Origin of the sequence: Alteromonas sp. RKMC-009, from assembly GCF_003584565.2 — a bacterium.
Lineage (GTDB): Bacteria > Pseudomonadota > Gammaproteobacteria > Enterobacterales > Alteromonadaceae > Alteromonas.
This window is the reverse complement of the sequence record NZ_CP031010.1, coordinates 2,489,395-2,504,479: the sequence shown is the minus strand read 5'-3', so window position 1 is coordinate 2,504,479 and position 15,085 is coordinate 2,489,395. Positions and strand designations below refer to the sequence as shown.

At 46.7% G+C, this 15,085-nt stretch carries 10 protein-coding genes; 3 read left to right on the top strand and 7 right to left on the bottom strand.

All coding sequences use genetic code 11. From position 1 onward, the window contains the following. Nucleotides 1-660: 660 nt before the first annotated feature. Both DS731_RS11025 and DS731_RS11020 read left to right on the top strand, forming a co-directional pair. Nucleotides 661-3,468, top strand: coding sequence for a glycine betaine ABC transporter substrate-binding protein (locus tag DS731_RS11025; protein ID WP_150154277.1), 2,808 nt, complete (start codon nucleotides 661-663; stop codon nucleotides 3,466-3,468). A 148-nt stretch (nucleotides 3,469-3,616) separates the two neighbouring features. Continuing rightward, complete coding sequence (locus DS731_RS11020; RefSeq protein ID WP_119501376.1) at nucleotides 3,617-4,678, top strand: tyrosine-type recombinase/integrase; 1,062 nt, start codon at nucleotides 3,617-3,619, stop codon at nucleotides 4,676-4,678. Nucleotides 4,679-4,692: 14 nt separating this feature from the next. Here DS731_RS11020 and DS731_RS11015 read toward each other — a convergent pair whose 3' ends face one another. From DS731_RS11015 to DS731_RS11000, 4 genes are all read right to left on the bottom strand, one after another. Further along, the gene (locus DS731_RS11015; RefSeq protein ID WP_119501375.1) at nucleotides 4,693-5,046 is read right to left on the bottom strand and encodes a HopJ type III effector protein; all 354 of its coding nucleotides are present in this window, start codon (nucleotides 5,044-5,046) and stop codon (nucleotides 4,693-4,695) included. A gap of 49 nt (nucleotides 5,047-5,095) precedes the next feature. Then, nucleotides 5,096-7,510 carry a glycosyl hydrolase 115 family protein gene (locus tag DS731_RS11010; protein WP_119501374.1) on the bottom strand — a complete coding sequence of 805 codons (2,415 nt, stop codon included), beginning with the start codon at nucleotides 7,508-7,510 and terminating at the stop codon, nucleotides 5,096-5,098. A 78-nt stretch (nucleotides 7,511-7,588) separates the two neighbouring features. After that, entirely contained in the window at nucleotides 7,589-10,288 is a 2,700-nt protein-coding gene (locus DS731_RS11005) for a TonB-dependent receptor (protein ID WP_119501373.1), read from the bottom strand. A gap of 240 nt (nucleotides 10,289-10,528) precedes the next feature. Continuing rightward, nucleotides 10,529-11,323, bottom strand: coding sequence for a 3-keto-disaccharide hydrolase (locus DS731_RS11000; protein WP_119503392.1), 795 nt, complete (start codon nucleotides 11,321-11,323; stop codon nucleotides 10,529-10,531). Between the two features lie 262 nt (nucleotides 11,324-11,585). Between DS731_RS11000 and DS731_RS10995 the strand changes: the two genes are divergently transcribed. Then, nucleotides 11,586-11,936: a DUF4870 family protein gene (locus DS731_RS10995; RefSeq protein ID WP_119501372.1), complete on the top strand. Its 351-nt coding sequence runs from the start codon at nucleotides 11,586-11,588 to the stop codon at nucleotides 11,934-11,936. 2 nt (nucleotides 11,937-11,938) lie between these two features. Here DS731_RS10995 and DS731_RS10990 read toward each other — a convergent pair whose 3' ends face one another. The 3 genes from DS731_RS10990 to DS731_RS10980 are packed head-to-tail and all read right to left on the bottom strand — an operon-like array spanning nucleotide 11,939 to nucleotide 15,040. Beyond that, nucleotides 11,939-12,085, bottom strand: a complete 147-nt coding sequence (locus tag DS731_RS10990) for a DUF2256 domain-containing protein (protein WP_119501371.1) — start codon at nucleotides 12,083-12,085, stop codon at nucleotides 11,939-11,941. After that, entirely contained in the window at nucleotides 12,072-13,613 is a 1,542-nt protein-coding gene (locus DS731_RS10985; RefSeq protein WP_119501370.1) for a cryptochrome/photolyase family protein, read from the bottom strand. The genes DS731_RS10990 and DS731_RS10985 overlap by 14 nt, the downstream gene beginning before the upstream one ends. Before the next feature lie 2 nt (nucleotides 13,614-13,615). Beyond that, nucleotides 13,616-15,040 carry a cryptochrome/photolyase family protein gene (locus DS731_RS10980; protein ID WP_119501369.1) on the bottom strand — a complete coding sequence of 475 codons (1,425 nt, stop codon included), beginning with the start codon at nucleotides 15,038-15,040 and terminating at the stop codon, nucleotides 13,616-13,618. Nucleotides 15,041-15,085: the final 45 nt, after the last annotated feature.

Here is a 15,085-nt window from a genome sequence, read left to right as displayed (position 1 = left end):
GTCAGAATCTTCTTAGCTGAATTTAAAAGTTGTACCTGGTTAATGCTTATAAGAGCTTTCCGGGCATTACCGGACTCATACACAGAAAACCCCATATATGCGAATCTGACCAAAACGATAAACTGTAGCTGCGTCTTTATATCGGCAAAATGGTGTTATGAGGAAATTACTGTAAAGCTGATGTTTTGCGTATGATGGCCTGATTTACTTGTTTCAGAAGTTCTTTATTGAATCATTCTCCAGACACATGAACGTTTTTACGAAGCCTGAAGTTAGAGATATTCAAATATTTCCGCGACACTGGATAGATATACAGGCGCCTTGCAAACAGATACTTCATCTATGAATTCATCACGCATGATAATTCCAGTTATCATGCGTGATTAATGAAAATGTATGTGATATTCAGTTAGTTATAATATTCCAGCATGCTTTGTTTAAATTGTGCCAAGTACGTTAGTTCTCTGATCCAGTGAGTTTTAGTTCTGTGAATCCATAAAGTCCTTAGCCCCGTTTTGAGCATACACATATACCTCCAACTCAAAGAAATTAGAAAATAAACAAAAGCAAAACATGATACTATTCAACAGATTAAAAGGTCATTGAGTAGATAAACGTCTATCTCCCGCCGCTAAAATACAGGATAAAGGAGCTATCTTCTTGCAGCATCTCGTCATTCAATTTATGCGTTCACCCATAGTGTTAATGTGCGCCTCTATTCTGTTGTGGATGCTTTATCCGCCGGTGGTTAACTACCTGATAGACCGCTCCAGTCCAATCTTTGTCGCTGCTACTTCGCATACGCTGGCTGCTATTTCTACGCTTGTAGTCGTCATGGTCATGTTTGCAAAGCGGCAACAAGCCTTTTTCTCCGGTATCGCAGCCCATTTCAAAACACCGGCGCTGCTTGTCCCCACGCTGTTTTCCGGTGCCCTTATCTGCGCAAACCATCTGCTTTTGTATGCTGCACTGAACATGTCGCAGGAATTTGATGTTATTGCCATTCTCATATTCGAAGCCTGGCCGATTGTATTTTTCTACATAGACAGCACATTGCGTAAAAAGCACAGAACTACCACGGCGAACGATTATATTTTCTCCGCAGCAGCGTTTGCCGGCTTCATCGTTTTGATGAGCCCGAATCTGGATATTGCAGACTGGCTGCTGCTGGAAAGTCCGATGATAAATACCATTTTGCTGGCGGCATCAGGCGGGCTTGCTATGGCAATTAATTGCTATATGCGCATGAAATGCATGGATGCCTGGTCTGCTATCTCAGATAAAAATGCTCTCAACCTCAGCTCATTGAATAAAGCTTTACTGACGGAATCAGGTGTTCGTTGTGTGGCTGCTCCCGGTATGCTCGCCATCCTGTTTTTGTTTGGCGATACAGCAAATCAGTTTGATTATATGGATTATGCGCTGGTGGCCTTTGCCGGTATCGCTATTCTGGCGCTGGGAAGTTTGCTCTACGATTTATCCGTATTTTCAGCGACGAATGCGTCTGTCAGCGTGTTCTGGTATTTCATGCCTGTCGGCGCGGTAGTGATCCTCGCTCTGTTACAGGGCAGATTACTCAATCAATATGAAGCGGTTGCATCCGTTCTTATTGTGTCGGCCAATATTTTTCTCGGGCTGCGCTTTCCTCTGCGTTCATCGCTGCTCATTCTTTTCAGTACCGTATGTATGGTGGGGATATGGGTGTTATTCGCGCCAACTTATCCCATTGACTCGTATTACGATTTGCTCGCTGTATCCACGGTCTTTTTTGTCCTGTTGGGTACCTTTGCTCTTGAGCGGACAACATCCCTTAACCGGGAACGGGAACGTTTGCTGGTAGAGTTTAATGATTCGGTGATGCAACTCCCCTCCTCTGCACCGGCCGGCGGCGTATCTGCTGAGAAGTACAAAGCACTGATAAATAATTATATCGTTAAACATTTATACGTGTTCTTACGGGCTTTTAACGGCGCAAAGGATATGCGCAATGCTCAGCTGGAAATTCAGGACATTAAGAAAGTGCTGATTGCCGGTACTGAAAATACTCCGATATATCGAGAGCGTTTGCTGGATAATTTCCAGGTGGGTCAAAAACTGATGACCATGGAAAGTGACAGAATTCCACCGGAAGAACTGGTCATTCTCATCTTGCTTGGCGCAACGAACGTTTTCTTCTCACTCATTTTCCGTCCTGAAAGTTTCTCCACGGCCTTGTTTGCGCTCATTCTGGCTACTTCGGTTATATTTCTCATTCTGGTTATTAATGAACGGAATCAGTATATCCAGATCCGCCACGATCACGCGCTGGTGTGCCGTGACTTACTGGAATATGCAGACGAATTTAAGCAGAAATCAGGCTCGCAAGATTTTGTCGGACAGTATGACGCTGTTGAGCGTAGCCTGAGCCTGAAAACGGTCGGACCCGAAACCGTGAGTCACAGTTACTGGATTTTCAGTATTTTTGTGTTTTTATTTTGTGGGTTCGGCTACGGCTTTTTATATGAAACGCTGGATGATGTGAAGCGGGATGAGTCAGCGCCCATTCTGTCGAAGCGTGATTTAAATAATGCCGAACTGAATATTGCCTTACTGGACTGGCCGACCGCTCAAATAAAGGCGCATATTCTTGCCACGATAATTAATGAACACACAGAGTCGCGGGCACAGCTCGTCAACGTTACTCATGAGCAAGCCTTCAAACAGATGGGCCAGCACGACGGCGACATTGATGTGCATCCGGATATCTGGCTGGCTAACAATGCTGACTTGATCCGCCGGTATGTGCGGGCGTTCGAAACAGTTAAGTTGGGTGAAAGCGCCGGTACGGGAAAACAAGGTCTCTGTTATACCGATTTTACAGCGCCGGCGACGTTAGCAGTAAACGATCTGGTTACTCCGGAAAATGCATCTCGTTTTGACATGTCCGGTAATGGTCGTGGTGATATTTGGGTTGGTGCCAAAGGCTGGGCATCAGTGGCAATTGAGAAGCGACGTCTTAACGCCTATGGTCTGGATGCGTATTATGACTATCACGTGTTTGACCTGGACTTGCTGGAGCAACTGATTAACCGCAACAATCAGAATGAACAGCCTGGCTTATTCTTCTGCTATTACCCTGATGCATTGTTTGGAAACCGCCATGTGCATTTCGTTGAAGAGCCTGCACATGACGCCGCAATATGGCAAGCCATTTTCAAAGCTCAGGGACTCAATAAACTCAGCACAGGTACCTCCTGGCCGCAAAGTGAAATCAAACTGGGTTTCCGTTCGCAACTGGAAGCGCGTTCCCCCGAGTTGCTGAAGCTGTTAAACCGGTTTGTGATTGATGACGCAGAACTGGTAGCAATGCTCTCCGCAGTAGAAAATGGTGAGGATATTGAAACCGTGTCTCAACAATGGGCAGACAACCATAAAGATTTGATCCTTGAATGGCTGACGGGTTTTACTTTACGGGATAATACTGAATAGGCTTCCCTGCCCGACATACACAACAACTGTATTTATATACAGTCAATGTCAATTTAGATATACTGCCGGCATCGTACTCCCACGTATGCCGGCTTTCCCCTTCATGCGTGACACCCGTTTGAATACCTGTATTTTCTAAGGATCTGACATGAAGTTGCCGGCATCTCAGCAGTTACAGTTTACAGACTGTTACCGCGATGCGGTGAATCAGTACTTCAATGATATTTTCTCACGATTACCCCGTAACACGCAGCGTGCCTACATCAGCGATTTCAACGAGTTTGTTATATTCTGCGAGCAATCCGGATTGAGCGGATTCAATGCCTCATTTGAAAATAACGAACTCTGTGTCAAACGTTATGTAGAGATGTTATGTCAATCGCCTCTGGCTTACCGCACCATCAAACGCAGGCTCAGCGCGTTGAGTAAATTCCTGGGTATTGCCAAATTGCCGAACCCCATTGTGCAGTCTGTCTATCTTAAAGACTTCATCCGGCTATCGCTGGCTGAGAATGAAAAATACCAGTTCAGTCATCATCAGGCAGTACCGCTGACACTGGATTTACTGGAAAAAATTAATGAGCGTGTGATCCCAGACACGCTGCTGGAAATGCGCGACCTCGCCATGATTAATCTGATGTTCGACGCGCTGCTCAGAGCCGACGAAGTAGTACGAGTTTGTTTGTCTGACATTAATAAACGCACTAACGCCCTGCTCGTCTTAACATCAAAAAGTGACCAGACCGGCAAAGGCCAGTACAGGTACATTTCTCCCAATACGCTGGATATGATTGACGAGTATGTTGCTGAAGCGAATTACGACCCTCAACAAAAAGTTGAGCGAAGTGAAGATGATCCGCGAAGGATAAACAAAGGCGTGCTGTTCCGCCGCGTCTCAAACAGAGGCCACGCTCTGTTGCCTTATGATGAAAGTGCGAATTTCAAACAGGCCCCGAAGCTGGAATACTCGAGCATTTATCGCACCTGGAAACGCATTGCTGCACTTGCTGGTATTCAGGAAAATATCACCCCTCACAGCGGTCGTGTGGGGGCGACTGTTTCACTGGCAGAAAATGGCGCCACGCTACCTGAAATGCAGCTTGCCGGAGGCTGGCGCTCTCCGGAAATGCCCGGTCACTATGGCCAGCAGGCGGCTGTTAAACAAGGCGGCATGGCCAGATTAACCAAGGGACAAAAGCGCCGGGGTTAAATAAAACAGGCGCTTTATTTTTCCGCTAAGGGAAACGTATCAAACTGCAAACCGTCGAATCCTGAGACCATGAAATTGCGAATATTTGCATGATCGGTTCCTTCAGGATGCTTAAGCACATCATCACGGTAATAACTGCCAAAAAGTGCGAGTGTCTGCGCCTGTGTTAACCCTAGTAGCTGGCCGAGGGCCAACAGTTTACAAGACCCGTTATTTTGATTCGCCTCATTGTTTACTGCGCCATTGCTGAAAGCGGAAGGCGTAAAAATGTAGTTATCGTCAACAAATGAAATCACATCGCTGAATACAATTTCATCCGGGGCGCTTGCCAGTTGAGAGGTTAACGCTTCAACATTACTGAAAGACATAAGAACTCCGTTATCTATAAAACAGCCGGCATTGTGCCCTATTCTCTTGCTAAGAACCATGTTCAGACAGCCAGACCTCATCAATGACAATACCGTTTTGATTTACTGAAAGGGTCACATTGTGTGTTCCCTTACTCAGCCTTCCCAGATCTACACTATTGTGAATGCGGTTATTCAATACGCCCTGCTTCCATTGCTCGCTTCGTCCTTTGGTGTTTAGCGTAAATATTGTGATTGGTTTTTGTGCCAGAGATATTGCGATCTCATGAGAAAAATCATTGGAATGCACAGGTAACGTGGCAACGTTTAACGTTACATGCTGAGCAACATCAAGAGTAAACTGGTAGGTAACAGCGGCCTTTTCTGAGAAGTATTGTAGCTTCAGCGGATAAAGTGTTAATGCTTTGCCAGAATAGCCCAGGTCTCTCACTTCCTGCCAGCTGTAACCCTCAGGTGAAATGAACTTTACTGATGCCGGTTTAATTTGCTTACTTTGGGCCCCGTCGTTAACTCTATTACGCTTTTGCTTTTCGTCATCCGTCAATGTAATCATTGCCGGCTTGTTAAAAACCGGCAGCTTGCGCGGTGCAGCATCCATCATGCCGGCCCATTTGCCTTCAGATAATCCGTTATATTGCTGAGTTAGCCCGTTGATAGTGTTATGTGCATCCAGTGCCTTTTCCATCAGCTTATCAGCTACTGAATGTGAAACTGCAAAAGCAGCTTTGTGCCTGAACAGCCACTTTTTATTCATTTCTGAGGACGCCTGCACCGGATAGCTCATAAGTTGAAACCAGGCTGATTGCTCTTTTGGTTGAATGCCTTTACTAAGTTCAAAAATGGATGTCTCAAGCTTTTGGTATTGCTGAAGACGGTTTTCAATGGTTTCGCCGTTCCAGCCGGCTAACCGGGTTTGTGTCGTTGGCTCAGTTTGACTCCACCCCATGAATTCCGGGCGACGGATAAAAGCCAGATGGTAATAGTCAAATAACAGATCTGCAGCGCTTTGTGGGTCAGAAATCGCAAAATCTCTATCCAATTGATAAGTTGCGAACGTCTTTGCGTCAGACACTTTATCCGGCCCGTACCACCCGAGATGTAAGAACCATTCCATATTGTATTCAAGGGGTTTGATGTCACCCACATTGGCTATCCAGATACGGTCAGCACCATTTTCAAATGCACGTTGCATTTCAAACTGTATTAACGCGGGGTGGGTACTGCTCAGCCACAGGTAATCATGGGGTCTGCCCCAGTAGCTTAAATGATAATACACCCCTGCTCCGCCTGACCGTTTTTGTTCAGCACGATTACTGTGCCGGCGGATATAACCGTAGTTATCATCAGGCCACACCAGTGTGACATCGTCAGGCACAGACAATCCCATTTCGTACAGTGAGAGTACTTCTTTATAGGGTGTAAACATTTGCGTAAGCGTTTCTGCGGGCTTTCCAAAAACCGCTTCAAGTTGTGCACGCTGGGTATTGATAGCCTGCTGTAAAGTGTCTTTGGCTTGCTGCTGGGAATGTATACCTTCCATTCCGCTGTCATGAATGCCGCGCATACCCAGGGTAAACATCGCCAGATCAGACATATCACTGACCTGTTCAACACGGTTTCGCCAGTATTCATTTACCCTGGCGGCATTATTCGTGTAATTGAAATCACCCGATTGCTGCTTGTCCCATTCATCCACATTGTTTCTCAACATGGGTTCGGCATGAGAACTGCCCACATGAATGTGGTAGCGGTGCGCCATCTCCTTGTTGCCCGGCACAGTGAAGAAAGCACGGGTACCCGGATGCATAGCAGGCCAGATGGTGTTGGCTTTTAATCTGAGCAGTAACTGAAAAATTTTTTCATAAGTCCGGGGCCCTATATTGGCAGTATCCGGCTCGAATGTATGAGACGCCCAGGGAAGCAAGCCCCAGTCTTCATCGTTAATGAAAATACCGCGGTACTTCACAGCAGGACCTTCAACAACCGGTAACTTGTCCAGCGTTAGCGGCACGCTGGCTTTTTTCACCGGCACATCCGCCCACCATTGCCAAGGTGAAATGCCCATTTTTTCGGCTAACGTAAAAAGCCCGTATACTGTGCCCCTAACATCAGCACCGGTGATCACCAGAGTGTCCTGCCTTGTATGAATAGCAAATGCTTCATGATTTCCATGAGGAAATGCACTGGCATTGAGTAGCGGTAATGAGCCATCAACGTTTATGTGAATAAATGGTGTTGAAGCTGCCTCGTCATCGCTTTTGACCACAACAAAAGTCGAACCGGTGCGGGCAGATAAATCATCCGCCACATCTTTGGCGGCCCATTCAATGAGCGGATCACGGCTTTGTACAACAATAAAACGCACAGACGGTTCATCGACCGAAATAGTGAATCGCTCTCCGGAAGAAAATACGGCGTGTGATGCAGACAACAGAACAGCGAAGAGAAAGCAACGTGTGAGCATAGTGAGCCTGGCCTGAATAAAGTGTTGCGGGATAAGGACAGGGTCATAAGAACTTATGACCCTGTAACGTAAAGCTGCCTAGTTGTGATAGCGCACGCCAAGGAAGAACTGTCTTCCTGTGTTGTTATATTCCCGCACCATGTCCAGCGAACCGTCGCCGGTGACGAAAAGCCGTGAATACTCATCAGTCAGGTTGATGACTTCAAAGGAGAACGTCAAATTATCCGACCAGTTATAGAATGAGGAAAAGTCGATATTAGTGGGACCCGTCACTCCATTTTCCGCATTGCCGGTGATGCCGGGGACTTCGATAAAGTAGTCATCCCTGCTGTTTGCCGACAGGCGGGCACCATACTTTTCTGTTTCGTAGTACAAGGTGAAGTTATAAGAATTCTCGGAAACACCCACGATTTCCCCGGAACTGACCCGGGTGTAGTTTGCCACTGTCCCAAAATTATCAAACGGCGCGGGCAGGAAGTTAAATGGCTGCTGGTAGCTGATTTCAAAGCCGTTTATGGTTGTACCGTCGCCATTGTCATAGGAATAATGGGTATAAGGTTCGCTGAACGGATTAACCGTTATCGCGGGATCATAAACCGGGTCGTTATTGATTGCCGTGTAATAAATACTGTCGACCAGTTTTTCTTCCTGTGTGCTGCGAATGTAGGTTTCTATGTCTTTATAAAACAGTGTGGCAGACAATAACGACTCTTCGTCAAAATACCACTCTACGCCAAAGTCCACATTGTTAGACACATAGGGGTCAAGGTACGGATTACCCACCGTCACGAATCCTTCGATGTAGCGAAAAGCAGGATTGCCCGGGTTCAGCGTATTTAAGCTGGGGCGTGTCATTGACCGCGTCAGTCCTAAACGCACGATGAGATCATCTGCAGGCTCCAGTGCCAGGTTCAGAGCCGGTAAAAAGTTCTTATAATCATGTTCAGCCACGATGGTTTCTACAGAATTTTCCAGCCGGATATATCCCGTTGACGTGGCGGTGGTATCCACATAACGCATACCAAAGTTGGTACGCAAAATCATATCAGCGATATCGAAGTCCGTATTAAACTCCAGATAAACGGCCATGGTCTCTTCTTCTACCTGCGTGTTTTTCTGATCCTGAGATTGCCAGTTTAGGGGGCCGATAGCGTCTTTTACTGCATCAAAATCAGCCACTACAAAAGGAAACAAATTACCGTCAAAACCGTCGCCAAAATTACTGATAGGCAACATTTCCGTTAAGCCTTCTGCGGATCCCGTAGAAAAGGTTGGCAGACCGAAATATTGGCGGGAGACTTTGCGGTTGTTGTACGCCACACCGGCCTTAACTTCGACCATATCCGCCACATATTTTCCATCAAATTTAGCGGTCAGGTTTTCTTTATCAGTCTGATCCTGTAAATCATAAGAGGACAAGTTGTACAAGGCAGGATCGTTATAATCGAACTGGAAGTCGAGCAACGCAGCATTGGGGTTACCCGTAAAATCGAAACCGAAACTATGCGGTTCTGTACTGTCCATAATGTGACGAAATTCATCACGGGAAAAATCGATTTCTGCATACCCCACCATGGCATCCACGATGAGACGGTCTGTTAAGCCAAACTCTCCCGATAACACATACTGGTTAAATGCCGTATCACTGGTGGTCTCACGGCTCTCAACCCGGTTAGTTATGCCATCAAATTCGCCGGCAATAATTTGCTGGCCATTGGGCGCTACAGTAACCGATGTTGGTGTGATTTGATTGAAGTAATTTCTGAACATAGCGTACATGTGATAGTACGAGCGTTCATTTTCCAGTTGTGAATGTAAGTAGTCGAAGGTAAGTAACACATTATCAGACGGCGCATACTGAAATGAAGAAGTAATACCCAGGCGGGTCTGTTCGTTACCGAAATAATCCGGCCGCGGGATCCGGGGGGCATATAAACAATTGATGGCGTCAACATCTGCACCATTTAACTGACAATCAGCACCGGACGGCGACCCGGTAACGTTTGTACTGCTGGTATCCGCGTAAGTCATATTATTGTTAACCGGCGTTTGCCAGCCTACGGTTCCGAAGCCTTGCTGGTTAACGTTCCGGGTCGAATAAGCCAGTGAGAAAAGGACACCAAACTTATCATCGTCAAAGGTATTGCTCACCATTACCGCCGTGCGGGGGTTGGTCTCCTCAGAGACATCGTTGTAGTTCGCCTGCGCTGAACCGGCATAATGAAACCCGGGATTATCAAAAGGCTTGGCGGTATACAGATTAACAGAACCCGCGATACCACCTTCTTCCATTGATGCCGTTGGAGATTTTTGTACGTCCACACGATTAAATAATTCAGACGCAAATACATTGAAGTCAAATGCACGCCCGCCGCTCAGAGCGGAAATTGACGAGTCCAGTTGATCGGTTTCCGCCGGTATTTCCATACCGTTCAGTGTTGCACGGGTAAAATCCGGGCCGAGGCCCCGCAGTGTGATACGTCTGCCCTCGCCGCCTTCGCGGCTGATTGAGACACCTGAAATACGTTGTAGCGATTCAGCTAAGTTTAGATCTGGAAACTTACCAATATCTTCGGCGGATATGGACTCCATGGAATTCACGTTAGCGCGTTTTGTCAGCAGGGATTTGTTCAGTGAGCTTCGAAAGCCTTTTACTTCGATAACTTCCAACTGATCACCGGTAGCGCTCTCCTGTGTGTTGTCCTGAGCGAGCGCATTTGTAGTTAAGCCGGCATGCAATACGGTAATAATGGAGAGTGACAGTTTCTTCAATTTCATAACGGATCCTTTGAAGAGTGAAACGTCACGCATTCAAACCGCATGACTTTTCACCATTTATTTACAATAAATTCACGTTAAATTTGAAGATATTCAGGGTCAATCAAAATCAATTATATGGCGTCATTTTGTGTCACCGGGTTTCAATTATGGATAATTTCCCGGTGACAAAACTTTTTACAACAGAGGAAGCGCTTCAGGTAGTGACCGGGGAAACTCTGCTTCGAAGAGGCTGACCATTCACAGTATTTTTAAGTAAACATTTTTAAAATCAATGGGCTGCCCTTCACTTTGAAATGCAATATAACCTGACTTCAGGTTTTTCATCTGTTCCCATGTCGCCGGGTTTTCACCGGTGACCAGATCGTCCTTTTTAGCGAGAGCTAAATCATATTCAAGGACCACATCATTATTGATAAGTTGAGTAACGTGTCCGTCTTTAACGATCAGTTCGCCCCTCACCCATTCACCGGCGGGGAACGTTGGCGATGACGAGTTAAGGCAGTGCTCAGGATAAATGTCACCCTGATAGTAAATTTCAGTACCGGGCGAACACATATTTCCTGTAGGTCTTGCTACACCGGCTTCACGCTCAGCCAACAGCTGCATTTCCACCGAAACCGGCCAGTTTTGATCCGTGAGGATGGAATCAGCAGACTGACTGGCAAACATTACACCACTGTTTAATCGTGCGTAGCGCGGGGCGCTTTCAAGAAAGTCTCCGGTAAAGCGGTACTCAAATTTGAGATGAAAGTTGGTTAATTCAGCTTCATAGAAAAGATGGCCGAATTGTTCGTTGAAGTCATCATAACCATCATAACGTACAAGCAGTATATCTTCTGAGAACCGGAATGTGTTGGCAAAGTTTTGCCCGGAAGGATGATGATTAATTTTTGCAGTCCAGTTTTTCTGTTCTGCCGGAGACAGTAAATTTTGCCAGCCATCATCGTTGTTTTGAGTCGTTGAGCAGGCAGAAAGCGTCAGCAAGCTACTAAGCAAAATAGCAAAATGAGAAACGGATAGTTTTGTAATCATAGGGATATCAGTATTGTCGGTTGAACTGACTTGTCTATCACTGTCCCGGTACACAGCCAATCTAAACCGCAGTTTTTCTGTAATAAGTTTCAATTGTAAAACTCAACAAAAGCAAAACTTAATCACAGGAGCTTGCCATCAATCTCTTCAGAGCATTGCATTTTGTCCGGTTTCATCGCACTATTTCATGACTATTTATCAAGCCGCCTTTCTAACCGACTGAAAATAGTATGGAAAAATAACTTTAAAAAGGATAAATAAAATGAGCGAAATTCCCGCGAACACCAATGCATCAGGCAGCACTGCGAAGATTGTCTATATCCTGTATCTGGTAGGCATATTATTTGGTATCACCGGCCTTGTGGGGGTTGTGATGGCCTACATAAATAAATCAGATGCACCGGAATGGCTGCAAAGCCACTACCGTTTCCAAATCCGTACTTTCTGGATAGGTTTCCTCTACCTGGTGATCGGCTCTATTCTGTCAATTGTGCTGATAGGCTGGCTGGTTATTCTGTTCTGGGTTGTCTGGCTGATTGTTCGTTGTGTGAAAGGCATGAAGTATCTTGATAACAATCAAGCCCACCCGGATCCTGCGGGCTGGATGTTCTGATATCAACGGTCGTGCCGGCTTTGTTTATTGCCGGCACATCTCTTAGAGCAATATTTTACCGCTTCCCAGTTCCGTTCCCACTTTTTGCGCCATGTAAATGGCCGCTGGCAAACCGGACACATCTTCTGCGGTAAGTCAGACTTCTTCATTTTTACTCAGTTTTGTCAGAAAACGCTGACCGTCTTCCCGCATCGCTGCGATTTTCTCTTCCGCCATTCTGTCGTAGCTTTTATAGACAAGCGCCATTCTCGGGTTCTTCCGTAACTTGTCCTGATGGGCATCGAGGAAGCGCCAGTACAGGTAGTTGAACGGACAGGCTCCTTCTCCGCTTTTTTTCGATACACTGTAACCACAATGCTTGCAGTAATCAGACATCTTATTGATGTAGCTGCCACTTGCTACGTAGGGTTTGCTAGCGAGATTGCCGCCGTCGGCGAATAAAATCATGCCCGAGACATTAGGTAATTCGACCCACTCGTAGGCGTCTGCGTACACCAGCAGGTACCACTCCTGCACTTCAGCGGGAGATAACTCACACAATAATGAAAAATTACCTAACACCATCAAACGCTGAATATGGTGTGCGTAGGCATGTTTTTTAGTGTCAGTAATGCACTGACGCAGACAATTCATATTGGTGTAGCCGTCCCAGAAAAAGTCCGGCAAGGTTCTTTTTGCATTGAAATAATTATCTGTCTGTAACCCCGGCATGTAATGCCAGTAAAATCCCCGCACAAATTCACGCCAGCCAATGATCTGCCGGATGAAACCTTCTACGGAATTCAGTGGTGCTTCACCGGCATGCCAGGCGGCTTCTGCCTGCTGAACCACCTCCCGGGGACTGAGCAAACCACAATTGATGTAAAAGGACAGATGGGAATGAAACAACCAGGGCATGTTATGACGCATGGCGTCCTGATAGCGGCCAAAGTCCGGTAGCCGTTCGTCAATAAAGCGGTTTAATACCTCAAGTGCACCGGCACGATCGATAGCATAATGAAAATCATCTAATTCACCGAAGTGATCACCGAACTCTTTTTCAACCAGACTGATCACGTCCCGGGTTATCTCATCGGGCTCAAATTTTACCGGTGGTGGTGGAGTGACACTGGCGGGCATGGACTCACGGTTTTTCGCATCGTAGTTCCAGTCTCCCCCCGCCGGCGCACCATTTTCCATAAGAATGCCGGTTTCTTTGCGCATTTCCCGGTACCAGAATTCCATACGAAGGGTTTTCCGTCCTTCAGCCCATTCAGCAAACCTGGCTTTACTGGCATAGAACCGTTCGTCGGGTAACAGATCCACAGGCACACCGAGCTGACTTTCCCATTGCTGCATACTCTTCAGTAAACGGTATTCACCCGGTTCAGTGACAACGATATTATCAACATCGTGTGTGCTCACCAGCGCTTTTACTTCATTCAGCAAGCTACCCTGATTGTCAGGGTCATCGTACTTTCTGTAATTTACTTTGAAGCCGTCGTCTTTCAGTTCTTCTGCGAAATGCCGCATAGCTGAAAATAGAAATGCAATCTTCTTCTTATGGTGCTTCACATAAGTGGCTTCTTCTTTCACCTCTGCCATCAACAAAATATCGCGGGTTTTCACCGCGTCAGTGATCACCGGTAAAGTGGCGGTGAGCTGGTCGCCAAGTATCAATCGCAGAGTACAGCCCATGGTTACCCCTTAATTTCATTAAAGGCGTCCAGTGCCCGTTGTCGTGACGCTTTTAGATCCACCAGAGGTTCAGGATATTGCTCTCCGAGCACGATACCAGCCTGTTTGAGCGTTGCTTTGTCCGCCTCCCAGGGCTTATGAATATATTTGTTGGGCAATTTTTTCAGTTCGGGACACCAGGTACGTACGTATTCGCCCTGCTTGTCGAATTTCTCCCCTTGCAACACCGGGTTAAATACCCGAAAATAAGGCGCGGCGTCGGCACCCGACCCCGCCACCCACTGCCATCCGGCGGTATTATTCGCACCGTCAGCGTCAACCAGACAATCCCAGAACCAGGCTTCTCCCTCACGCCAGTCGGTAAGTAAGTTCTTCACCAGAAATGAACCGGTAATCATCCGTACGCGGTTGTGCATATAGCCGGTGTGCCATAATTCCCGCATGCCTGCATCGACAATAGGGATACCCGTGCGGCCCTTCTGCCAGGCTTGCAAATCTTTCTGGCTCCGGCGCCATGGAAATTTATCAAACTTCTCATTGAAGTTCTTATCGGGGAAGTCAGGAAAATGATAGATAAGGTGATGGGCAAATTCCCGCCATCCCAGTTCACTCAGATAGGTATCGATATTCTTATCATCACTGTTGCCAAACGCATCCTTAATGGCATACCAGATTTGATTAGGAGATATTTCTCCGGCATGAAGATGCGGGCTGAGCAACGATGTACCCTGCACAGCCGGAATATCCCGGTCGGTTTTATAATTCGCTGCGGCTTCGTCTATGAAGGTAGCAAGCCGGTCTGCTGCTCCGTCTTCTCCCGGTGTCCACATTTTTTCGATGCCATCGTACCACTGAATATTAGGCATCAACCCGAGATCATCAATTGACATACCTGCATTGTCCACATCCGCGTAAGTGATTCTGGCTACCGGCGCCTGGGGAAAACGTGGCTCAGCAGCCTGTAAGCAGCCTTTACGGTAAAACGGCGTAAATACCTTATAGGGTGAACCTGATTTATTCTCAATGTCCCAGGGCTCCCACAACAACGAACCATTGAAACTCTTCACCGTTTTGCCGTCATCTTTCAGGGCCTGCTTCAGTTTTTTGTCTCTGGCCACATGCCATGGCTCATACAACCGGTTCCAGAAAATATGCTGCACATCAAACCGTGCCATGAGTTCAGGAATGAGGTCTGCCGGATCGCCGCTGAATACCTGCAAATGGCCGTTAAGGCGATCATTAAGGGAGTTTAATGATTGATGTAACCACCATTTAGTTACACTACCGGGGAGTCGTTTTTCCGGTACAGACGTATCTGCAATGTATACAGGGATGATTTTACCAAGGTCGCAGGCGGCGTTCAGCGCGGGATTATCTTTCACGCGCAAGTCCTGGCGGAACCACATAATGCTGACGGGTACCGGCACGTTGTTATCCTTTTTATTCAGAATGATGCAATAGATACGGCATTG

Bases quoted from the DNA above. Each gene is read 5' to 3' on its own strand.
- DS731_RS11005 (WP_119501373.1), bottom strand. From the start codon at position 10,288: ATGAAATTGAAGAAACTGTCACTCTCCATTATTACCGTATTGCATGCC.
- DS731_RS11000 (WP_119503392.1), bottom strand. From the start codon at position 11,323: ATGATTACAAAACTATCCGTTTCTCATTTTGCTATTTTGCTTAGTAGC.
- DS731_RS11010 (WP_119501374.1), bottom strand. From the start codon at position 7,510: ATGCTCACACGTTGCTTTCTCTTCGCTGTTCTGTTGTCTGCATCACAC.
- DS731_RS10995 (WP_119501372.1), top strand. From the start codon at position 11,586: ATGAGCGAAATTCCCGCGAACACCAATGCATCAGGCAGCACTGCGAAG.
- DS731_RS11020 (WP_119501376.1), top strand. From the start codon at position 3,617: ATGAAGTTGCCGGCATCTCAGCAGTTACAGTTTACAGACTGTTACCGC.
- DS731_RS11015 (WP_119501375.1), bottom strand. From the start codon at position 5,046: ATGTCTTTCAGTAATGTTGAAGCGTTAACCTCTCAACTGGCAAGCGCC.
- DS731_RS10990 (WP_119501371.1), bottom strand. From the start codon at position 12,085: ATGAAGAAGTCTGACTTACCGCAGAAGATGTGTCCGGTTTGCCAGCGG.
- DS731_RS10985 (WP_119501370.1), bottom strand. From the start codon at position 13,613: ATGGGCTGTACTCTGCGATTGATACTTGGCGACCAGCTCACCGCCACT.